Annotated in this window: 20 protein-coding genes; 17 read left to right on the forward strand and 3 right to left on the reverse strand. The window is 62.5% G+C overall.

Annotation, left to right across the window (positions count from 1 at the left end):
- Positions 1–6: 6 nt before the first annotated feature.
- From IB236_RS03790 to IB236_RS03800, 3 genes are all read right to left on the reverse strand, one after another.
- On the reverse strand, positions 7–1,590 hold the full coding sequence (locus IB236_RS03790; RefSeq protein WP_192418898.1) for an alkaline phosphatase: 1,584 nt from the start codon (positions 1,588–1,590) through the stop codon (positions 7–9).
- A 169-nt stretch (positions 1,591–1,759) separates the two neighbouring features.
- Complete coding sequence (locus IB236_RS03795) at positions 1,760–3,295, reverse strand: diguanylate cyclase (protein ID WP_056061952.1); 1,536 nt, start codon at positions 3,293–3,295, stop codon at positions 1,760–1,762.
- A 158-nt stretch (positions 3,296–3,453) separates the two neighbouring features.
- Positions 3,454–4,428: an NADPH:quinone oxidoreductase family protein gene (locus IB236_RS03800; protein WP_056743289.1), complete on the reverse strand. Its 975-nt coding sequence runs from the start codon at positions 4,426–4,428 to the stop codon at positions 3,454–3,456.
- Between the two features lie 169 nt (positions 4,429–4,597).
- On the opposite strand from IB236_RS03800, the gene surE reads away from it, so the two are divergent.
- The 17 genes from surE to hflX all read left to right on the forward strand — a co-directional run bounded on the left by surE (position 4,598) and on the right by hflX (position 21,668).
- Positions 4,598–5,386 (forward strand): 5'/3'-nucleotidase SurE, encoded by a 789-nt coding sequence (surE, locus tag IB236_RS03805; protein ID WP_099729832.1) that lies wholly within the window; start codon positions 4,598–4,600, stop codon positions 5,384–5,386.
- Positions 5,386–6,168: a protein-L-isoaspartate(D-aspartate) O-methyltransferase gene (locus IB236_RS03810; protein ID WP_146869765.1), complete on the forward strand. Its 783-nt coding sequence runs from the start codon at positions 5,386–5,388 to the stop codon at positions 6,166–6,168. The genes surE and IB236_RS03810 overlap by 1 nt, the downstream gene beginning before the upstream one ends.
- Positions 6,169–6,180: 12 nt before the next feature.
- Positions 6,181–7,107, forward strand: coding sequence for a peptidoglycan DD-metalloendopeptidase family protein (locus IB236_RS03815; protein WP_192418900.1), 927 nt, complete (start codon positions 6,181–6,183; stop codon positions 7,105–7,107).
- A 5-nt stretch (positions 7,108–7,112) separates the two neighbouring features.
- Positions 7,113–8,156 (forward strand): RluA family pseudouridine synthase, encoded by a 1,044-nt coding sequence (locus IB236_RS03820; protein ID WP_192418903.1) that lies wholly within the window; start codon positions 7,113–7,115, stop codon positions 8,154–8,156.
- A 147-nt stretch (positions 8,157–8,303) separates the two neighbouring features.
- Positions 8,304–9,053, forward strand: coding sequence for an SMC-Scp complex subunit ScpB (gene scpB / locus IB236_RS03825; protein WP_060986454.1), 750 nt, complete (start codon positions 8,304–8,306; stop codon positions 9,051–9,053).
- Positions 9,053–10,621 carry a pseudouridine synthase gene (locus IB236_RS03830; protein ID WP_192418905.1) on the forward strand — a complete coding sequence of 523 codons (1,569 nt, stop codon included), beginning with the start codon at positions 9,053–9,055 and terminating at the stop codon, positions 10,619–10,621. Before scpB ends, IB236_RS03830 begins: the two co-directional genes overlap by 1 nt.
- A gap of 89 nt (positions 10,622–10,710) precedes the next feature.
- Positions 10,711–11,136 carry a nucleoside-diphosphate kinase gene (gene ndk / locus IB236_RS03835; protein WP_008905954.1) on the forward strand — a complete coding sequence of 142 codons (426 nt, stop codon included), beginning with the start codon at positions 10,711–10,713 and terminating at the stop codon, positions 11,134–11,136.
- A 90-nt stretch (positions 11,137–11,226) separates the two neighbouring features.
- The gene (gene rlmN / locus IB236_RS03840) at positions 11,227–12,342 is read left to right on the forward strand and encodes a 23S rRNA (adenine(2503)-C(2))-methyltransferase RlmN (protein WP_192418907.1); all 1,116 of its coding nucleotides are present in this window, start codon (positions 11,227–11,229) and stop codon (positions 12,340–12,342) included.
- Between the two features lie 33 nt (positions 12,343–12,375).
- Positions 12,376–13,209, forward strand: coding sequence for a type IV pilus biogenesis/stability protein PilW (gene pilW / locus IB236_RS03845; RefSeq protein WP_192418909.1), 834 nt, complete (start codon positions 12,376–12,378; stop codon positions 13,207–13,209).
- Positions 13,202–14,137, forward strand: a complete 936-nt coding sequence (locus tag IB236_RS03850) for a RodZ domain-containing protein (protein WP_192418911.1) — start codon at positions 13,202–13,204, stop codon at positions 14,135–14,137. The genes pilW and IB236_RS03850 overlap by 8 nt, the downstream gene beginning before the upstream one ends.
- Complete coding sequence (gene ispG / locus IB236_RS03855) at positions 14,137–15,417, forward strand: flavodoxin-dependent (E)-4-hydroxy-3-methylbut-2-enyl-diphosphate synthase (RefSeq protein WP_192418913.1); 1,281 nt, start codon at positions 14,137–14,139, stop codon at positions 15,415–15,417. Before IB236_RS03850 ends, ispG begins: the two co-directional genes overlap by 1 nt.
- Before the next feature lie 153 nt (positions 15,418–15,570).
- Positions 15,571–16,833, forward strand: coding sequence for a histidine--tRNA ligase (gene hisS, locus IB236_RS03860; RefSeq protein WP_056061987.1), 1,263 nt, complete (start codon positions 15,571–15,573; stop codon positions 16,831–16,833).
- A 14-nt stretch (positions 16,834–16,847) separates the two neighbouring features.
- On the forward strand, positions 16,848–17,546 hold the full coding sequence (locus IB236_RS03865) for a tetratricopeptide repeat protein (protein ID WP_192418915.1): 699 nt from the start codon (positions 16,848–16,850) through the stop codon (positions 17,544–17,546).
- Positions 17,547–17,548: 2 nt separating this feature from the next.
- Positions 17,549–18,712, forward strand: coding sequence for an outer membrane protein assembly factor BamB (bamB, locus tag IB236_RS03870; protein WP_192418917.1), 1,164 nt, complete (start codon positions 17,549–17,551; stop codon positions 18,710–18,712).
- A gap of 13 nt (positions 18,713–18,725) precedes the next feature.
- The gene (gene der / locus IB236_RS03875) at positions 18,726–20,069 is read left to right on the forward strand and encodes a ribosome biogenesis GTPase Der (protein ID WP_192418919.1); all 1,344 of its coding nucleotides are present in this window, start codon (positions 18,726–18,728) and stop codon (positions 20,067–20,069) included.
- Between the two features lie 105 nt (positions 20,070–20,174).
- Positions 20,175–20,429: an RNA chaperone Hfq gene (gene hfq / locus IB236_RS03880; RefSeq protein WP_056743269.1), complete on the forward strand. Its 255-nt coding sequence runs from the start codon at positions 20,175–20,177 to the stop codon at positions 20,427–20,429.
- Positions 20,430–20,522: 93 nt separating this feature from the next.
- Positions 20,523–21,668: a GTPase HflX gene (gene hflX / locus IB236_RS03885; RefSeq protein ID WP_192418921.1), complete on the forward strand. Its 1,146-nt coding sequence runs from the start codon at positions 20,523–20,525 to the stop codon at positions 21,666–21,668.
- Positions 21,669–21,720 lie beyond the last annotated feature (52 nt).

A 21,720-nucleotide genomic window follows, 5' to 3' on the forward strand; every position in this document is an offset into this window, starting at 1 on the left:
GTTGCCTCAGCCTGCCTGGGGTCCCGCGCGGCCGTCTTCCACCACAAACCGGGCGAGCGTGGAGGCGCCGCTGTCAGCGCGCAGCGGGTCGTCCACCACACGCAGCGTGGTGGACCAGCGCGTGGGGGTGATGTCGGCCAGGCCGTAGCCGCGCTGGTCGCAGCGTGCCAGCAGCACATGCGGGTTGTGGCGGACGATGGCGTCCACCTTGGCCTGCGTGGTGCCCGACCGCGAACTGATGGACGTGCCACAGAACTCGCTGGCCACCACGGCCGAGTCGGCGCGAGCGGCATCGGCATGCACGCGGCTGACGTAGTTCTGGTGGATGTCTCCGCCCAGCAGCACCGTGTTGCGCGGCGTGTGCCGGGCCACCGATTGCAGCAGGCGCTGGCGTGCAGCGGGGTAGCCGTCCCAGGCGTCGGTGGGCACAGTGCCAGAGGGGTAGTGGCGCGGCGAGAACAGCGTCTGCTGTGCGATCACGCTCCAGCGTGTGGCCTGTGCGCTGGCTGTGTCGGCGGCCATGCCCGCGTCCAGCCAGCGCTCTTGCGCGCTGCCCAGCAGGCTGCGCTGTGGCTGGGCCAGCTCGGCGCAGTCGGCGGGGCGCACGGCGGGTGCGCTGCTGGCCTCGGGCGTGCGGCAGGCTTGCCAGCTGCGGTACTGGCGGCTGTCGAGCAGGTGCACGTGCGCCAGCCGGCCCCAGCGCAGGCGGCGGTAGATCTGCAGCGTGTCCCAGCCGGTGGCGGACGCGGGGCCCCGGAGGCTGGTCGTGCGCAGCGGCATGTTTTCGTAAAACGCCTGCCAGGCCGCGCTGCGCTGGGCCAGAAAGGCGGCGCTGCCCGGGCTCTCGCCACGGCTTGCCTCGGCGGCATAGTCGTTTTGCACCTCGTGGTCGTCCCAGGTCACGGCCCACGGGCAGGTGGCGTGGGCCAGCTGCAGGGCCGGGTCGCTCTTGTGCAGGGCGTACCGGTCGCGGTAGTCGGCCAGCGTGGTGGCGTGGCGCAGGCTGTGGGTGCGCGCCAGATCAGTGGTGGTTTTGGGTGTGGCGTATTCGTAGATGTAGTCACCCAGGAACAGCACCAGGTCCGGCTGGTCAGCGGCCAGATGGCGCCACGCCGCGTAGTGCCCATGCTCCCAGCGCTGGCACGAGGCAAATGCCACCCGCAGCGCCCCCGGCATGTCGCCCGCCGCAGGCGCGGTGCGCGTGCGGCCCGTGGCGCTCACCGCGTCGCCCAGCATGAAGCGGTAGTGGTACCAGCGCGCGGGTTGCAGGCCTTGCAGCTCCACATGCACGCTGTGGCCCAGCGCGGGCAGCGCAGTGGCCTCGCCCTTTTGCACGATCTGGGCAAACCCAGCGTCGTGCGCCACCTCCCACCGCACGGTGTGGGTGCTCAGGATCTGCGCTGGATCGACGAGCAAGAGCCGCGTCCAGAGCACCACGCCATCAGGCGCTGGGTCACCACTGGCGACGCCGAGGGCAAAGGGGTTGTTTTGCAGCGCGGGCGGATTGCTCCAGGCCCAGCGGGGGAGGGTGGCGACGGAGGCAGCCAGGGCTGCGTTGCGCAGGAACTGCCGTCTTTGCTCGGATGTCAATTCAGCTGCCCTTTGCGTCGGGCAGCCGTGCTTAGCAACTGACGCAGCCCAGACCAGTGGCCGCCGCGCAAGGGCCGCCCCGCCGCGCTGGCGGCGTCCCCCTGCCCGCATCGCGTAGCGCTGCGAGAGCGGGGGGAAGGCGCGCAGCGCCTCAGGGGGGTGTTCCTGCTCACGCCGCCATCACCCGGTTCTTACCCGAGCGCTTGGCCAGATACATCGCCTGGTCGGCCCGCACGATGGCGTCGGTGGCGCTCTCGCTTTCGACCAACTGGGCCACGCCCGCGCTGAAGGTGATGAGCACCTTCTCGGTGCCTTGCAAGAAGAAGCGCGTGGTCAGTTCGCGCTGCAAGCGGGTCATGGCCGCCACGCCGGCTTCGACGGTGGTGTCGGGCAGCACGATGACGAACTCTTCGCCGCCGTACCGTGCCAGCAAGTCCTGCGGCCGCATGACCTCGCGCGTGACCTGCGCCAGGTGCACCAGGGCAGCGTCGCCCCCCGCGTGGCCCAGCCGGTCGTTGATGGTCTTGAAGTTGTCCACGTCCAGAAGCGCCAGGCACAGGGACGAGCCCAGGCGGCGGGCGCGGGCGATCTCGCGTTCCACGGCCTCGTCCAGGCCCTTGCGGTTGAGGCTGCCGGTCAGCGGGTCGTGGCGGGCCTGGGCGCTGGCGCGGTCCAGCTCTTCCTGCAGCTTGGCGACCTCGGCGCGCTTGGCCTCGGTGCGCTCGCGCAGGTCCTGCAGCTCATCGTGGGTCACGCGGCTGTCGAGCGCCATGGCGCGGGTGGCGCTCATCACCTCCTGCAGCACCGGGGCGATCTCCTGCAGCGTGCTGGCCTTGCCGATCAGGTCCGCGCAACGCTCCATGGTGCCCTGGTAGCTGGTGCTGGATGCGGTGATGCGCGCCAGCCGCTCGATGAAGGTGGCCAGCATTTCCTTCATCTGCTCTTGCGCCTCCAGCGACCGCGCCTTGGCTTCGGTCTGCTTGAAGATCACGTCCTTGAGCCGGCGCTGCACATCGTCCAGCCGCCGCAGCGTCAGGGGCGGGGTCGAGGCACTCATCAGCGCCTCGGCCTGGCCCTGCAGCCAGCGGTCGTCCACGCTGAGCACGGCGATGTTCTCGAAGATCATGTGCAGCAGCTCGAGCAGGCTCGCGCGGATGGAGGCTTGTTCTTCGGTGGCGAACGACAGGCGGTAGCTGAAGTTGCCCAGCATGAGTTGCGCGGTGGTCACCAGGGGCGTGGGTTCGCGCAGAAAGGTGATGAGCTGCTGCGCCATGTCGATGACGCGGGGATCGTCGTCACCCAGGGCGGGCAGGGTGTTGTCGATGAGGCGGGCCAGGGCTTCGGCAAACTCGGCGGGCAGTTCGCCCAGTGCGGTGGGCGCATCGGCCACCTCGATGGGTTTGGAGGCAGTGGCCGGGTGCAGCCCCAGGTTGGCGTAACCCACCATCACGCTTTGCAGCGATGTCCAGTCCTTGGTGATGATGGCGCGTTCGAACTGACCCAGCAGGCGTTTTTGCGCAGGTGTCTGGCCGGGCAGCACACGCTGGATGCTGCTCAGCGGTCCCTCGGGGAAAGGCTGCGGGCTGCGGATGCCCGCTATTTCATCGTAGATCGCAAGGTAGTTGTCTGGCGTGGGGGCCAGTCGGCGAGCGGCCAGTTGTTTGAGCGTCTCGCGCGCGATCTCGGAAGGTGGTCGGTCGGCCATGGGCGGGCACCAGTGTCAGGAGGCTGGAATGCACAAGTGTGACACAGGCAAGGCGCCGTGCGTGCTGGCACACCGGGCCACACGGGTATGCCAGCCAGGAACATGGGGAGGACCCCTTGCGAGATCTGTCCACACGTTCCAAAGGGGGCGGCTGGCCGTCAGTTCACCATGACCAGCTTGCCCATCACCCCGCGCGAGCCCATGTGGGCGTAGGCGGCGGGCAGCTCGGCCATGGGCATGGTGCGGTCGATCACGGGCTTGATCTTGCCCTGGGCATACCACTGTGCCAGCTCGCCCATCATGGCGGCGTTGGCCTTGGGTTCGCGCTTGGCAAAGTCGCCCCAGAACACGCCGACGATGGACGCGCCCTTGAGCAGCGCCAGGTTGAACGGCAGGGCCGGGATGGGGCCGGACGCAAACCCGACCACCAGATAGCGGCCGCGCCAGGCGATGGAGCGGAACGCGGGCTCGGCAAAGTCGCCACCCACGGGGTCATAGATCACGTCGGGGCCCTTGCCGTCCGTGAGGGTCTTGATGGCCTCGCGCAGGTTGTCCTTGCTGTAGTTGATGGTCGCGTCGGCTCCGATGGAAGTGCACAGCGCGCACTTTTCGTCGCTGGATGCGGCGGCAATCACACGTGCGCCCATGGCCTTGGCGATCTGAATGGCGGCCGTGCCCACGCCCCCGGCAGCGCCCAGCACCAGCACGGTCTCGCCCGCCTTGAGCTGTGCGCGGTCTACCAGCGCATGGTGCGACGTGGCGTAGATCATGATGAAAGCGGCTGCATCGACATGCGAAAAGCCGTCTGGCAACGGCATGCACAGGGCTGCGGGGGCAATGGTGTGGGTGCCAAAGCCGCCGGTGCCCGACAGGCAGGCCACGTTCTGGCCGACCTTGAGGTGCGTGACGCCTTCGCCTACGGCAGCCACCACGCCCGCGTATTCCGAGCCGGGCACAAAGGGCAGCGGCGGCTTCATCTGGTACTTGTTCTGCACGATCAGCAGGTCGGGGAAGTTCAGGCTGGCGGCCTTGATCTCGATGAGCACCTCGCCCGCCTTGGGGGTGGGGGTGGGCAGCTCCGTCCAGGCAAGTGCCTCGACGCCGGTGGGGTTGGTGCAAAGCCAGGCATGCATGGGGAAGTCTCCTGTCGGTCGGTCTTGTCAATGATGGCCCGCATGATAGGTGGGGCGCTGGCGTGCCGGATGTCCCACGAGCGACGGGCGGCGGCGGCGGCTTCTCTGGCGCCCTCGGGCGCAGCAATGGCCTGCCCACCTACAATCCGTTGCAACCCCTACTCAGACCATGAAGATCCTGATTTCCAATGACGACGGCTTCCAGGCCCCCGGCATCGTCGCGCTGCATGATGCGCTCAAGACCCTCGACGGTGTTGAGGTGGAGGTCGTTGCGCCAGAACATAACAACAGTGCCAAGTCCAACGCGCTGACACTGCATTCACCGCTGTATGTGCACAAGGCGGCGAATGGTTTTCGCTATGTGAACGGCACCCCGGCAGACTGCGTGCACATCGCTCTGACTGGCTTGCTGGGCTACCGGCCCGACCTTGTGGTATCGGGCATCAACAATGGCGCCAACATGGGCGACGACACCATCTATTCCGGCACGGTGGGTGCTGCCATGGAGGGATATCTTTTTGGCGTTCCGGCCATCGCTTTTTCGCAGGTGGACAAGGGCTGGGCCGAGCTGGAGGCCGCCGCGGCCAAGGCGCGTGAACTGGTGGCGCAGATGCGTGCGCAGCAACTGGTCAACGAAACCCCCTGGCTGCTCAATGTGAACATCCCCAACATGCCGCTGGAGGCCTTGCGCCCAGCCAAGCTGTGCCGCCTGGGGCGCCGCCATGCGGCGGAACGGGTCATCGTGCAGGAAAGCCCCCGGGGCGAAGCCATGTACTGGATCGGCGGTGCCGGTGCTGCCAAGGACGATGCAGAAGGCACGGACTTTCACGCCACGGCCCAGGGCCATGTGTCCATCACGCCCCTCAAGGTGGATCTGACCGATCACGACAACCTCGGCTACTGGGCGCAGACCGCCGCCCGTTTGGCGGCGGGGGCGGCTGCCGCCCCCGGGGCGTGATGCAGCGCCGCCCGGGGTTTCCGGCCAAGCTGCCGGTGTCCGGTAACGCCGCCATGGGTAAGCCAGCGGTAGCGCCGTCTTCCCCCGCACAGCGGAAGCCGGCGGTGGCCGCGGCACCTGCCGGAGTGGGGCTGGATTCGTCGGCCGTCCGGGCGCGGATGGTGCAAAAACTGGCGGCGGGCGGCATCACGTTGGCCCCCGTGCTGCAGGCCATGGGCGCTGTGGAGCGCCACCGGTTTGTGGACAGTGCCCTGGTCAACCAGGCCTACGAAGACACCAGCCTGCCGATAGGCTTGGGCCAGACCATCTCCAAGCCCAGCGTGGTGGCTCGCATGTGTGAGCTGCTGCTGGGCGCAGAGAGCGCACGCCATGGCGGGCTGGGCCGTGTGCTGGAAATTGGGACGGGCTGCGGCTACCAGGCTGCAGTGCTGAGCCTGCTGGCCCGCGAGGTGTACACGCTGGAGCGCCTGCGTGGCCTGCACGACAAGGCGCGCGACAACTTGCGGCCGTTCCGCCTGGCCAACGTGCACCTGCTGTTTGGCGACGGCATGCTCGGCTATGCCAAAGGTGCTCCGTACGCGGCCATCATTGCCGCAGCCGGGGGCGATGCTGTGCCCCTGGCCTGGTGTGATCAATTGGCCGTGGGGGGGCGTCTGGTGGCACCCATGGCACTGACGGGCGGGCAGCAAATGTTGCTGGTGATCGACAAAACCCCGCACGGATTGAAACAAAACGTGCTCGAACCCGTGCATTTTGTCCCCCTAAAATCGGGGATTGCGTAAAGGGAATTGCTTATGTTCGTATCGCGTGGTCTTGTGGTGGGTTTTACCGTGGCAATGGCGGGGCTGGTGCTCTCCGGCTGTGGCACCCGCATGAACAAGGCTCCTGTGGAAGATCGGGGCACCTCTTCGTCGTCTTCTGCCCCAGCGCCCGCAGCACAGCCGGGCGTGGTGGTGGGTACCCCCGTCAAGCCTCTGCCTGGTGCAGAAAACGCCGGCAAGCCGGGTTACTACACGGTCAAGCCTGGGGATACCCTGATTCGCATCGGCCTGGAGTCTGGGCAGAGCTGGAAAGACATCGCCCGCTGGAACAATCTGGAAAACGCCAACCTGATCGAAGTCGGTCAGGTGCTGCGCGTACTTCCTCCGTCCGCTGCCCCGGCGGTGGTGGCCTCTGAGAGCGGGGTGGTGACACGCCCGGTCACATCATCCTCCGTCGCTCCAGCCAGCACGCCCGCTGCGGCTCCTGCATCGGCCGCCAGCGGCGCCAAGCCTGCTGCCTCTGCTGCGTCGGGCACGGTGGTGGCGGTGGCGCCAGCCACGCCGGCACCTGCGGCAGCGCCAGCGGGCGAGGATGAGTTGGCGTTCATCTGGCCTGCATCGGGTTCGCTGATTGCCGGGTTTGACGAGGCACGCAACAAGGGCTTCGATATTGCCGGCAAGGCGGGTGACCCGGTACTGGCGGCAGCGGATGGCCGCGTGGTCTATGCCGGAGCCGGTCTGCGCGGCTATGGCAACCTGGTCATCCTGAAGCACAACAACACGTTCCTCACCGCTTACGCACACAACCAGACCCTGTTGGTCAAGGAAGACCAGGCGGTACGCAAGGGCCAGAAGATCGCCGAGATGGGCAACACCGACGCAGACCGCGTCAAGTTGCACTTTGAAATCCGCCGGCAGGGCAAGCCTGTCGATCCCACACGCTATCTGCCATCCCGTTGAGTCCGATGGCGGATCACTCGCCGGGCGGTGGTCCCGAAGCGTCTGAGGCGACGACAGCGCAGGAGGGCGATTCCCTCCTGCTGGCCGATGAGTCGGAAGCCCTGGCCGACGCGGACAGCGAGCTGCGCTCGCTACAGATGGGCCCAGGCCAGCACGCCGAGCGGCTGGATCGTGCGCTGGTGGAGCTGGTTCCCGAGTTCTCCCGCAGCTATCTTCAGCAATTGCTTGCCCAGGGGCTGGTCAGCCTCAATGGCAAGCCTGCTCTCAAGGCAGCCGCGCGGGTCAAGGCCGGTGACCTGGTGGTGCTGGAGATGCGGCCCACCCTCCAAAGCCAGGCCTTCCGGCCTGAGACCATGGCGATTGATGTGGTGTACGAAGACGAGCACTTGCTGGTGGTGAACAAGCCCGCAGGCTTGGTTGTGCACCCTGCGCCAGGCAACTGGAGCGGCACCCTGCTCAACGGCCTGCTGGCCCGCGACGACAAGGCACTGCGGGTGCCACGGGCTGGTATCGTTCACCGCCTGGACAAGGACACCAGCGGTCTCATGGTGGTCGCCCGGGACCGTGCGACCATGGACGCCCTGGTGGCGCTGATTGCCGAGCGCAAGGTCAAGCGCCAGTACGTGGCCATGGCGCATGGTGCCTGGACGGGGGGGGCGACCCGCTCGGTGGATGCCCCCATCGGGCGGGACCCTCGCAATCGCCTGCGCATGGCGGTGGTGGACTTGGCGGTACACCCTGGCAAAACCGCCCGCACGGATTTCCTGTGTCTGGAGGGAAGCGAGCGTGGTTGCTGGGTGCAGTGCACCTTGCACACCGGGCGCACGCACCAGATTCGCGTGCACATGGCGTCTCTGCGCCATCCTTTGGTGGGCGATGCCTTGTACGGTGGCGCGCCGGTCGGGGCCTTGCAACGCCAGGCCCTGCACGCCTACCGGTTGGCTTTTGCGCATCCGGTGACGGGGGATCCTCTGGAGTTCCGTGCCCCTGTACCCGACGATATTCGCCGGGCGCTGTCGGAATGGGGCCTGGGCTACAATGCGCCCTGAACGGCCGTGACGGCCCTAGCCCGCAGCCGGAATCCCGCCGGGCTCTACCAACGCACCAGCGCCATTGCGCGGTGCACCAATGATTGCCCCTGCTGTTGATGTGACACCCGTTGCAACGCGTGGCACTTTTCCAGGAATCGCTGAACCATGAACACGGTGGATGCCAAAAGGGTCCTCGAAACTGCGTTGATCTGCGCGCAGCAGCCCGTGCCCGTGCGCGAGTTGCGGGTGTTGTTCAATGACGCGCTGGGGTCCGACACCCTCAAGGTGCTGTTGCAGGAACTGCAGCTTGATTGGGCGCAGCGTGGGGTGGAGCTGGTACAGGTGGCGACGGGATGGCGCTTCCAGAGCCGTCCTGAAATGCGTGAATACCTGGACCGTCTGCATCCCGAAAAACCGCCCCGCTACACCCGGGCCACCATGGAAACCTTGGCCATCATTGCCTACCGGCAACCGGTCACGCGTGGGGATATCGAGGACATTCGGGGTGTGACGGTCAACAGCCTGATCATCAAACAGTTGGAAGACCGGGGTTGGGTGGAGGTCATTGGCCACCGAGAAACGGTGGGGCGCCCGGCGTTGTTCGCCACGACCCGCCAGTTTCTTGACGATATGGGCCTGCAGTCTCTGGACCAACTGCCGGTGCTCGATGACCCGACAGGCAATGCGAATGTGCTGGAAGCCATGGCAGCCGCCGCCCAGGGAGTCATTGGGGGTGAGCCTGATCTGCTGGCGGTTTTGCCGCACGAAGTCGGTGGGCAAGAGCCAGTGGAGTCTGTGGAGGCTGTGACTGATACGGGTAGTAAGCGGCCCGTGGATGATTTTTTTCAGAATGTGGAGACTGATCTCCGCGACGACCATGTTGATACCCCGGGTGGTATCCAGGGAAATACTTGATGAACGACTCGACCTCCGAAAATCCGGCCGAAGTGCCTGGGTTGAATGCCGCTGATACGGTGCCTGCTGCCAAAAAGCCGGCTGCCAAGCGGGCTCCTCGCAAAAAGGCGGAAGCTGTCCTTGCCGAGGAAGCGGTGCCTGAAGCCGTGGTGGCGATGCAGGTCGGTACGTCGGCGCCTGTGTTGGAAGCTGCAGCGCCAGAGGTGCCTGTGGCCCAGGTGCAGGCGGTCGCCATGGACTCGATATCTCCTGAGGCGGCCGTATCGGCGGCCGAAGGCGAGGGCAATACTCGGCAGACAGGGCACCCCCACCGTGGTGAATCTCGTGAACGACCTCAGCGTCCTGATGGGGCAGGGCGTGACAAGCGCAGAGCTGCCCCTGTCGTGGAGGGCTATCAGTTTGAGGATGTAGTGTCCGGTCGTTTCGACGAAGAAGATGCCTCCGCAGACGTGGTGCCGCAGAAGCGGGTGCTGCTGCCGCAGGTCGAGACACCTAAATTGCACAAGGTGCTGGCCCAGGCAGGGCTGGGATCGCGGTTGGAGATGGAGCAATTGATCCTGGAGGGGCGGATCTCGGTCAACAACGAACCTGCTCACATCGGACAGCGCATTCAGTTTGGGGATCAGGTCAAGGTTAACGGCAAGCCGATCCGCTATCGCATCGACCCCCCTCCGGCGCGCGTAATCGCGTATCACAAACCTGTGGGCGAGGTCGTGACCCATGACGATCCCCAGAATCGACCCACCGTCTTTCGCAAGCTGCCCCGACTCATGCAGGGCAAGTGGCAGTCGGTAGGACGCCTGGACCTGAACACGGAGGGTCTCTTGCTGTTCACCAGCTCGGGCGAGCTGGCGAACAAACTGATGCATCCACGCTTTGGGTTGGAGCGCGAGTACGCCGTTCGTGTGCTGGGTGCTCTGAGCAACGAGGAAAAACAAAAACTGCTGGACGGCGTGCGCCTGGATGACGGCATGGCATCGTTTGGCTCCATCGAGGACGGTGGTGGAGAGGGTTCCAACTGCTGGTACCGGGTCACCATCTCCGAAGGCCGCAACCGGGAAGTACGCCGCATGCTCGAATCGGTGGGTCATGCGGTCAGCCGCCTGATCCGCATCCGCTACGGTGCCATGGTGCTGCCGCGCGGCCTCAAGCGCGGAGCCTGGCTGGAACTGGACGAGAGTGATATCCGTGCACTGGTTCAGGCCGCAGGTGCTGGGCGCCCCGAGCCTGTGGAGGGACGTCCTGAAGGGGCTGGTGCTGGCGGGCGCAATGGCAAGCCGCGCAACCGTGGCCGTGGTGGACCACGCGGTGATGGCTCGCGTCGGGACATGTCGCAGCCGGCCGTCCCTGGTGGCCCCCGTGGCCAGAAGCCGCGCCGCGATGGTGGCCAGGGCCCTGCCCGTGGCAACAACGCTGCAGGGGGCGATCGCCAGCGTGAGAGCTCGGCACAGCCCGATCCGATGAAAACGTCTGTGGGCTACATCGGCATGGACAGCCTCTCGCGCCACCGCCAGGACAAACGACGCCCCGGTGGCGGCGGTCCCCGGCGCGGAGGTGGTGGGCGCTGAGTGCTCCTGCCTTCACGCTCCCCGGTTAGAATCGAGGGCTTTGTCCGGTGGACAAACGAATCACAGCAACAACCATTCAGGAAATCAACATGGCAATCGAACGCACTCTCTCCATCATCAAGCCCGACGCAGTGGCCAAGAACGTCATCGGTCAGATCTACGCTCGTTTTGAAGCTGCCGGCCTCAAGGTCGTGGCAGCCCGTATGGCCCACCTGTCGCGCCTGGAAGCCGAGCAGTTCTATGCAGTGCACAAAGAGCGTCCTTTCTTCAAGGACCTGGTGGACTTCATGATCTCCGGCCCTGTGATGATCCAGGCCCTGGAAGGCGAGAACGCCATCCTCAAGAACCGCGAACTCATGGGCGCAACCGACCCCAAGAAGGCAGAAGCTGGCACCATCCGCGCCGACTTCGCTGACAGCATCGACGCTAACGCTGTGCACGGCTCCGACGCCGCTGAAACTGCACAGGCCGAAGTGGCATTCTTCTTCCCCGGCCTGAATATCTACTCGCGCTGAGATGGTGATGCTCCCCATGCCCGTACCCACCCTGGTGGGAGTCCCGTGTCATGGGGGTAGCTATGCTTGGTCTCCAGTGGGTTTGGCACCATGAGCACGACGAATCTGCTGGAATTCGACCTCGACGGTCTGGCGGCGTTTTGCGAGCGGCTGGGGGAAAAGCGCTTCCGCGCCACCCAGCTGTTTCGTTGGATTCATCAGCGCGGTGCCAGCGATTTCGACGCCATGAGCGACTTGGCCAAGGCCTTGCGTGACAAGCTCAAGGGCTGCGCGCAGGTCGAGGCACTGCCCGTTATTTCAGAGCATGTGTCCTCGGACGGCACTGTGAAGTGGCTGTTTGATGTGGGGGATGGCAACGCGGTGGAAGCCGTGTTCATTCCGGAGGATGATCGCGGAACCCTCTGTGTGTCATCGCAGGCGGGCTGCGCTGTCGGTTGCCGCTTCTGTTCTACAGGCCATCAGGGTTTCAGTCGCAATCTGACGACGGGTGAGATCGTCGCCCAGCTGTGGTTTGCAGAGCACTCCCTGCGCGAGCGCTTGCAGACTGAAGACCGTGTGATCTCGAATGTGGTCATGATGGGCATGGGGGAGCCGCTGCAAAACTATTCGGCATTAGTCCCTGCGCTCAAAGTAATGCTGGACGATCACGGGTATGGCCTGTCGCGCCGCCGCGTGACGGTATCTACATCGGGCGTCGTGCCCATGATGGACCGCCTTGCGCAAGACTGTCCCGTGGCATTGGCGGTGTCGCTGCACGCACCCAATGACCCACTGCGCGACAACCTGGTTCCGCTCAATCGCAAGTATCCGATCGAGGAGTTGCTGGACGCTTGCAACCGCTATTTGGCGCATGCACCCCGTGACTTCATCACGTTCGAATACTGCATGCTTGATGGTGTCAATGACCAGGCGGAGCATGCGCGCCAGCTGATCGAGTTGGTCAAGCGCAGTGGTATTCGCTGCAAGTTCAATCTGATTCCTTTTAATCCGTTTCCCGCATCAGGGCTGTTGCGGTCCCCGCAAAATCAGGTGCAGGCCTTTGCCAAGATTCTGAGTGACGCGGGCATCATCACCACGGTGCGCAAGACGCGCGGTGATGACATTGACGCGGCGTGCGGTCAATTGGCTGGGGATGTCAAAGATCGTACCCGGGCCGCAGAACGCATGGCAAAGCAGCGCACAATCGTGCTCAAACCGGTGACTTGATCAGGCAGTTGGCAAACTTCAAGGAGGCTCTACATGGCGGGAATGGTTGGACGCTGGCGGCATATTGGCCGCTGGACACTCACGGCATGCAGTGCGGTGGTTTGCATATGGGCGCTCCAGGGGTGTGTAACAAACGCTTCGTCTGCAGTCAGTGACGCCGATGCAGGCCTGGTCACGCCGTCCGATGAGCCTGAGTCGCGGCGCCGCGCTCGTATCCGGCTGGAGTTGGCCTCCAACTATTTTGAATTGGGGCAAACGGCGGTGGCACTGGATGAAGTCAAGCAGTCGTTGGCAGCAGATCCTTCTTATGCCGATGCTTTCAATCTGCGTGGCCTGATTTACATGCGCCTGAGTGACTATGCACAGGCCGAAGAAAGTTTCCGCCGTGCCTTGTCGCTACGGGCAAATGACTCCAACGTACTGCACAACTATGGCTGGCTGATGTGCCAGCAGCAAAAGTATGTGGAGGCCGACCAATATTTTGTCCGAGCCATCGCCAACCCCGCCTATACAGCGCGTGGCAAAACGTGGATGGCCCGTGGCCTGTGCCAGTCAGGTGCGGGACAGTTTCCCGAAGCGGAACAGTCTTTCTTGAAGGCCTATGAATTCGATGCTGCGAATCCGGTGGTCGGTTATCACCTCGCAGCGCTCTTGCTGCGGCGCAACGAGTTGTCGCGTGCGCAGTTTTACATTCGACGGCTCAACAACAGCGATTTCGCCAACTCTGAATCGTTGTGGCTGGGCATCAAGGTGGAGCGGGCTTTGGGCGACACCGTGGCAATGAGGCAACTGGCTGCTCAGTTGCGCAAGCGCTTCCCGGATTCCAGGGAGCTGGGTGCATACGAACGTGGGGCTTTCAATGAGTGAGGTGGTGGAGAGCGGAGTGACGGCGGGCGGCTTGCTCAAGGAGGCCCGGCAGGCGGCAGGCATGCACATCGCAGCCCTGGCGGTTGCGTTGAAAGTACCCGTCAGCAAGTTGGAAGCCCTGGAGGCAGATAACTACACAGTGCTGCCTGACACCGTATTTGTGCGCGCGCTGGCTTCGAGTGTTTGCCGTACCCTCAAAATTGACCCAGCGCCCATTTTGTCTTTGCTTCCCCAAAGTCAAAGTCCTCGTCTGTCTGTGGACAGTGCGGGTATCAATGCACCTGTGAAGGGTAGTGCCGGCAAATCTTCGTCGTCCTCTTCGGCGTCATTCGCAGGTTCCGGTTCCGGCTCGCGTTCTGTGGTGTTGGTCGTTCTTGCACTGTTGGTGGGAGCGGTGGTTTTGTTCTTTGTCCCTCGGCATTCCACGCCAGGGGATTCTTCCGATCCAGTGCCCGTTGCGGTGCCAGATGCTTTGCCGGCCAATGCCTCCGAGCCTGCACCTGCCGTGGTGCCACCAACGGTGGAGCGCCCCGCCGATGCATCTATTTCTGCATCGCCCGCCGCTGCTTCGGCGGCTTCGGTGCCCGTGTCTGCTGCGCCACCTGCCGGTGCACCTCCAGCGCCTGCTGCCGCTGGCAGTGGCGTGTCTGCGGGCGCTGTTTCGGCCGCTGATGGCGCGGCAGATGCTCCCTCCGGTCCCCTGGTGCTGCGTGCGCGCGGTGCGTCATGGGTGCAAGTTCGGGATGCCAATGGTGCACTGGCGTTGCAACGCAATCTGGCGGCGGGAGAGTCTGTATCGGTGTCGGCACCCACGCCCCTGGCAGTGATTGTCGGTCGCGCGGACGCGACGGAAGTGATTGTTCGAGGAAAGCCGTTTGATCTGACGGCAGTCGCCCGTGAAAACGTGGCGCGTTTCGAGGTGAAATAGTGGAAAACTCCCCGATTGATTTTGGGCCGGTGGCGATTGCTTCGCCCTTACCTAGACGTTCGCGCCAAGCGAAAGTTGTCTGGGGTTCGCGTGTGGTGACCGTGGGGGGGGATGCTCCCGTGCGCGTGCAGTCCATGACCAACACCGACACCGTCGATGCCATTGGGACCGCGATTCAGGTCAAGGAGCTCGCTCAGGCGGGGTCGGAGTTTGTCCGCATCACCGTTAATACGCCAGAAGCTGCTGCAGCGGTACCGCACATCCGAGAACAACTGGATCGCATGGGTGAGAACGTTCCCTTGGTGGGCGATTTTCACTACAACGGACACCGCCTGCTCACCGAGTTTCCGGACTGCGCCCAGGCTTTGTCCAAGTATCGGATCAACCCTGGCAATGTGGGCAAGGGGGACAAGCGCGACAAGCAGTTTGGGCAGATGATCGAAGCTGCCATGCGCTGGAACAAGGCTGTGCGCATCGGTGTCAACTGGGGCAGTCTCGATCAGGAGTTGCTGGCTGAGCTAATGGATACGAACAGGCGCCGCAGCACTCCATGGGAGGCTCGTCAGGTCATGTACGAGGCCCTCATCACATCGGCCATTGAATCTGCGCGTCGTGCAGAGGCCATGGGGATGGACGGCAACCAGATCATCTTGTCGTGCAAAGTCAGCGGAGTGCAGGATCTGATTTCGGTGTACCGCGAGTTGGCACGCCGTTGCGACTACGCTTTGCACCTGGGTCTCACCGAAGCCGGTATGGGTACCAAGGGAACGGTCGCTTCGGCGGCCGCATTGTCTGTGCTGTTGCAAGAGGGTATTGGCGACACGATTCGTGTGTCGTTGACACCCCAGCCAGGCGAGGCGCGTACCCAAGAGGTGGTTGTGGCATCCGAAATCTTGCAGGCGTTGGGCATGCGGGTTTTTGTGCCCAGCGTTACCGCTTGCCCGGGATGTGGCCGTACCACCAGCACCACCTTTCAGGACCTGGCCAAGCAGATCGACGATTTCCTGCGTGCGCAAATGCCTGTGTGGCGCGTGCGTTATCCGGGTGTGGAATCGCTACGGGTTGCAGTCATGGGCTGCATCGTCAATGGCCCGGGTGAAAGCAAGCACGCAGACATTGGAATCAGTCTGCCGGGGACGGGTGAGGCGCCTGCCGCCCCTGTCTTCATTGATGGCGAGAAGGCAATGACCCTGCGCGGTGACGATATCGCCAATGAATTCCATCGCATCGTCGAGCAGTACATCGAAAAGCGTTTTGGCGCCGGGGTGTCTGCTGCTTGACCGGTAGTGCTGCAGCCACCCTCACCGTGAAGCATTCGGGAGGTGGTCTGTCCAGCTTATGTAAATTTCCGCCAGACCTAGAAAAGAAGCGCTGTGAGTAACGAAAAAAGCAGTCCCTCGTCCAAACCAGAGAAGCTGGTTGCGGTGAAGGGCATGAACGACATCCTGCCTCCGGAATCTGCCCGTTGGGAGTGGCTGGAGGCCAAGGTGCGCGACCTGATGGCGCGCTACGCCTATCGCAATATCCGCACACCCATTGTCGAACCCACACCGCTGTTTGTACGTGGATTGGGCGAGGTCACCGACATTGTCGAGAAAGAGATGTACTCGTTTGAGGACCGTCTCAATGGGGAGCAGCTGACGCTTCGCCCCGAAGCGACAGCTGGTGTGGTGCGTGCGGTTGCAGAGCACTCCATGTTGTACGACGGCGGCAAGCGCCTGTACTACATGGGCCCCATGTTTCGTCATGAGCGTCCCCAACGCGGACGCTACCGCCAGTTTCACCAGATCGGCGCCGAGGCACTGGGGTTTCCGGGTGCCGAGGTCGATGCCGAGTTGATTCTTCTGGCGAGTGCCCTGTGGCGCGACCTTGGCCTGCAGAATGTGCGTCTCGAACTCAACAGTTTGGGGCAGCCGGACGAGCGCAAGGCTCACCGGGCTGCATTGATCGCGTATCTGGAACAGCACGTCGATGCTCTTGACGAGGAGGCGCGTCGGCGGCTGCACAGCAACCCTCTGCGCATCCTCGACACCAAGAATCCCGCGATGCAGTCGCTGGTGGAAGCAGCGCCTCGTTTGATTGACTTTCTGGGTCAGGAGTCTTTGGCGCATTTCAATGCCGTCAAGGCCATTCTTGATGCCAACGGGATAGCTTGGACTGTCAATCCTCGCCTGGTGCGTGGCATGGACTACTACAACCTCACTGTGTTCGAGTTTGTGACGGATCAGTTGGGCTCGCAGGGCACGATCTGCGGTGGGGGGCGCTACGACTACTTGATCGAACAAATCGGTGGCAAGGCCGCACCGGCGGTGGGTTGGGCGTTGGGGGTCGAAAGGGTACTGGAGTTGCTCAAGGAGCAGCAAAGTGCCACCCCTTTGCTGGTTCCGGACGTCTATGCCATTGTCCCTTCGGCGGCCGCGTTACCTCGGGCTGTGGCTACTGTCGAGCAATTGCGCCAACATGGTGTTCGTGTCCAGATGCACGCGGCCCCTTCGCTGGAGGGCATGGGCAGTATGAAATCGCAATTCAAGAAGGCTGATGCCAGTGGTGCAATGCACGCGCTGGTGTTTGGCGATGATGAGCTGTCGCGTGGCATGGTGACTGTCAAAGCCTTGCGTGATGGCGCAGGTGAGCAAACCGAGCGCCCGCTGGACTTGGTCGCCCAATGGTCGGCCACCCTACAATCCACCCGCTAACCCAATCACATTCCATGGCAAATCATCTCGACCTTGAAGAACAAGAGCAGCTAGACCAGCTCAAGCATTTTTGGAACACCTGGGGCACGTTGATCAGCTCCGTGGTCATCGTCGTTGCAGGTGCAGCGGCTGCTTGGAACGGTTACCAGTACTGGCAAACCCGGCAGGCCACGCAGGCGGCTGCGTTGTTTGATGCTGTGGATGTGGCTGCGCGGTCTGCCGATAACGTCCGCATGGAACAAGCTTTTGCCGATCTGAAGTCTAAATATGCAGGGACTGTCCAGGCCGGGCAGGCAGGCTTGACCCTCGCCAAGGCCATGCAGGGCACTGGTAATGTCGAAGGCGCCAAAGAGGCGCTTCTGTGGGTTGCAGAACAATCGTCAGACGAGGGTCTCAAGGCCTTGGCCAAGTTGCGATTGGCTGGTGTGCTCATGGATCAAAAGAACTATGACGAAGCACTCAAGCAACTATCCAGCAGTTTCGCGCCGGAATTCTCCTCTGTTGTGGCGGACCGCAAGGGTGACGTCCTGATGCTCCAGGACAAGCGTCAGGACGCGATTGCTGAGTACACCAAGGCATATAAGGGGTTCGAAGACAGTGTCGAGTACCGCCGTCTGGTGGAAATCAAGCTGAACGCGCTGGGTGTCTCGCTGCAAGGTGTGAATGTGGCTTCTGCTGTCTCTTCAACCGCAACACCTGCGGAGTCCAAATAACCATGTCGTCGCCTATCAACGCAAGGTCAGGGCACCAATTTTTTGTGCGCGGTCTGGTGGTAGCACTAGTGGCTGCCACGTTGGCCGGTTGTTCTTTGTGGAGCGCCGACAAGTCCAAGCCTGTGCCTGCCGACCTCGGAGCCAATGTGGCCGTTCTGGGCGTGCGGCAAGCATGGACTGCGCGCGTTGGCAATGTGGCTGGATTGCCATTGGAGGTCCATGTTGCTGGCAATGTGGTGACCGTCGCGTCAGCTGATGGTGCGGTGGCAGCCCTGGATGCGCGTACGGGGGGGGATATCTGGCGAGCAGCGCTGGCTGAGCCTCTGTCGGCAGCTGTGGGTAGCGATGGCAAGTTCGCGGCGGTGGTCTCGCGTAACAATGCACTGATCGTTATTGATGGGGGGCGTGAGCGCTGGCGCGAGACGCTCGCTGCTCAGGTATTCACACCACCTCTGGTTGCAGGCGGTCGTGTTTTCGTGTTGTCGGCAGATCGATCCGTGTCTGCCTTTGATCTGTCGACAGGTCGTCGTCTCTGGGCCCAGCAGCGCCCCGGGGAGCCTTTGATATTGCGCCAGGCTGGTGTCTTGACCGCTGTGGGTGACACGCTGGTGGTGGGGTTGTCAGGCCGTTTGGTCGGATTGAATCCTGACAATGGCAGTGTGCGATGGGAGACCCCCATTGCCAGCGCACGGGGCACCAATGACGTGGAGCGCCTTGTCGAGTTGGTGGGGCGCACCAGCCGTGTGGGCGAAACAGTGTGCGCTCGATCCTTTCAAGCTGCTGTGGGTTGTGTGAACACGGCGAGGGGAACGACCGTCTGGACGCAGCCTGCTAGCGGAGCAGAAGGCGTTCACGGCGATGCAGAGGCCATTTTTGGTTCTGAGAGCAATGGCACTCTTGTCGCGTGGCGCCGCGCGGATGGTTCACGCTTGTGGGGTATCGATCGACTCAAGTACCGCAAACTCACGGCGCCACTGCTTCTAGGGCGCTCGGTAGTCGTCGGTGACGACTCGGGTTTGGTGCATTTGCTGTCTCGTACAGATGGTTCGCCCCTGAACAGGCTGGCGACAGATGGGTCTGCCATCGCTGCTGCCCCAGTCGTGGCTGCAGATACCCTGGTGGTTGTTACCCGCAATGGCGGCATTTACGGATTCCGTCCAGATTGATCGGTCTTATTCAATGAAGCCAGTTATCGCCCTCGTGGGGCGTCCGAATGTCGGCAAGTCCACGCTCTTCAACCGTCTGACCAAGTCGCGCGACGCTATCGTCGCTGACTTTGCGGGACTTACGCGTGACCGGCACTACGGTAACGGCAAGCAAGGAAAACACGAGTACATCGTCATTGATACCGGTGGCTTCGAACCCGACGCTTCCAGCGGCATCTACCGCGAGATGGCCAAACAAACTCAGCAGGCGGTCGCCGAGGCGGACGTGGTGATTTTTGTGGTGGATGCCCGTGCAGGTGTCTCCGCGCAAGACCACGACATTGCCAATTACTTGCGTCGCTTGGGCAAGCCTTGCGTGCTCGTCGCGAACAAAGCGGAGGGCATGCTCCAGGGCGTCCAACTAGCGGAGTTCTATGAGCTGGGGCTGGGCGAGGTTTATCCTGTGTCTGCGGCGCACGGGCAGGGCATACGCAGTTTGGTTGACATTGCGCTGGAGCCGCTCAATCTGCCTGAGCCTGACGATTCGGATACGGCGTTGGACAAGGGCGTAATCAAGCTTGCCGTGGCGGGGCGCCCCAACGTGGGTAAGTCCACCCTGATCAACACGTGGCTTGGCGAAGAGCGACTGGTGGCATTTGACATGCCCGGCACGACCCGCGATGCCATCACTGTGCCTTTTGAGCGCAATGGCCAGCGCTTTGAGCTGGTGGATACTGCAGGACTGCGCCGCAAAGGGAAGGTGTTTGAGGCTATCGAAAAATTCTCGGTAGTGAAAACGCTCCAAGCCATCGAGTCCGCAAATGTGGTGCTGTTATTGCTCGATGCCACCCAGGGGGTAACGGACCAGGATGCCCATATCGCGGGCTATATTCTGGAGAGTGGCCGCGCTGTGGTTCTGGCGGTGAACAAATGGGATGCCGTGGATGATTACCAACGGCAGCTCTTGGAGCGCTCCATTGAGACGCGGCTAGCGTTTCTGAAGTTTGCTTCGTTGCACTTCATTTCTGCGAAGAAGCGTCAGGGGCTTGGCCCTCTATGGACATCTATTGCCCAGGCCCACCGGGCGGCCACCTGCAAGATGTCCACGCCAGTGCTCACCCGACTGTTGCTGGAGGCCGTTCAGTTCCAAAGCCCCAAGAGGGCGGGGATGTTCCGCCCCAAAATGCGGTATGCGCACCAAGGCGGCATGAATCCGCCCGTGATCGTGATCCATGGTAACTCGCTGGAGCACGTGACTGATGCTTACAAGCGATTCTTGGAAGGGCGCTTCCGCAAGGAGTTTGATCTTGTGGGGACCCCTTTGCGCATTGAGATGAAAACCTCGCAAAATCCTTTTGCGGACAAAGACGAGGCCTGACGACAAAGGCTCCTCAGTCGAGGGGCCATGTGTGTTAAAGCCAGAGCGTGCGTCTGGCTGTGGTAAGGTGCTGGTTTACAACAACACTTGAACACGGAGAATATCGTGAGCAATAAAGGCCAGCTTTTGCAAGACCCCTTCCTTAACGCATTGCGTCGGGAGCATGTTCCAGTGTCCATCTATTTGGTCAACGGGATCAAGCTGCAGGGGCAAATCGAGTCTTTCGACCAGTATGTGGTGTTGCTGCGCAATACGGTGACGCAGATGGTTTACAAACACGCGATTTCTACGATCGTTCCAGGTCGGGCGGTCAATTTCTCTACCTCAGAAACCCCTGATGCTGACAACAGCAACTCTTGAGTTGTTGTCTGGTAGCGGGGCTCGCTTTCTGAGCGAGGTAGAGCAGAGAGAGGGTGGTTGGCTTTGAGTTCGGCTTCCGCATCCTCGTCCGCTATGACGCCGGTGTTGCTGGTGGGCGTTGATTTTGGTCTCCCCCACTTCGATGCTGAGTTGGAAGAGTTGGGACTGCTCGCCCAGACGGCGGGTTTACGGCCTGTTGCTCGCATTACGTGCAAGCGGAAAGCGCCGGACGCGGCACTCTTTATTGGCTCTGGCAAAGCGGATGAAATTCGCACCTTGGCCCAGATGCATGGGGCATTGGAGGTGCTGTTTGACCAATCACTCAGCCCCGCGCAGCAGCGTAATCTGGAACGTCATATCGAGCTTCCAGTCAATGACCGCACGCTGTTGATTCTGGAGATCTTTGCGCAACGTGCGCGAAGCCACGAAGGCAAGCTTCAGGTTGAGCTCGCCAAGCTGCAGTATGTGAGTACACGGCTGGTGCGGCGCTGGTCTCACCTGGAGCGCCAAACTGGCGGTATCGGCGCCCGGGGCGGTCCGGGTGAAAAGCAGATCGAGCTGGATCGACGCATGATTGGTGACGCGATCAAGCGCACCAGAGAGCGCTTGATCAAGGTCAAGCGTCAGCGCTCCACGCAGCGGCGCCAGCGCGAGAGGCGCGATACCTTCAATATTTCGCTTGTTGGGTACACCAACGCGGGTAAGTCCACGCTTTTTAATGCTCTGGTGAAAGCGCGAGCGTATGCAGCGGATCAACTTTTTGCCACGCTAGACACTACAACACGCCAGTTGTATCTGGCAGATGCGGCGCGATCTGTTTCTCTGTCCGATACGGTGGGCTTTATCCGGGATCTCCCGCACGGATTGGTGGATGCCTTTCAGGCTACGCTGCAAGAGGCTGTCGATGCAGATCTGCTGCTTCATGTGGTGGATGCTTCCAACCCGGATTTCCCGGAGCAGATGGCGCAGGTCGAGCGGGTGTTGCTGGAAATTGGTGCGTCGGATATCCCGCAGATACTGGTGTTCAACAAGCTTGACGCATTGCCCGAAGAGCGACGCCCCTCCCTGCTGGTAGACCAATACGAAGTGGGGGGACAGTCGCTTTCCCGTCTGTTCGTAAGTGCTCGATCTGGAGAAGGTCTTGATGATCTGCGCCGCGCTTTGGCCGATAGGTTGCTGGCTACGCGTGAGGATATGACCCCAGCAGACGCCCTTGAATTGCCGGATGTGTTGCCCTGATTGGGCACAATGCATGATCGAATGACGCCATCAGAGAACCAGAGATTTTGCG

It is taken from the genome of Acidovorax sp. ACV02, assembly GCF_014851475.1.
In the GTDB taxonomy this organism is placed as follows: Bacteria; Pseudomonadota; Gammaproteobacteria; order Burkholderiales; family Burkholderiaceae_C; genus Acidovorax; species Acidovorax delafieldii.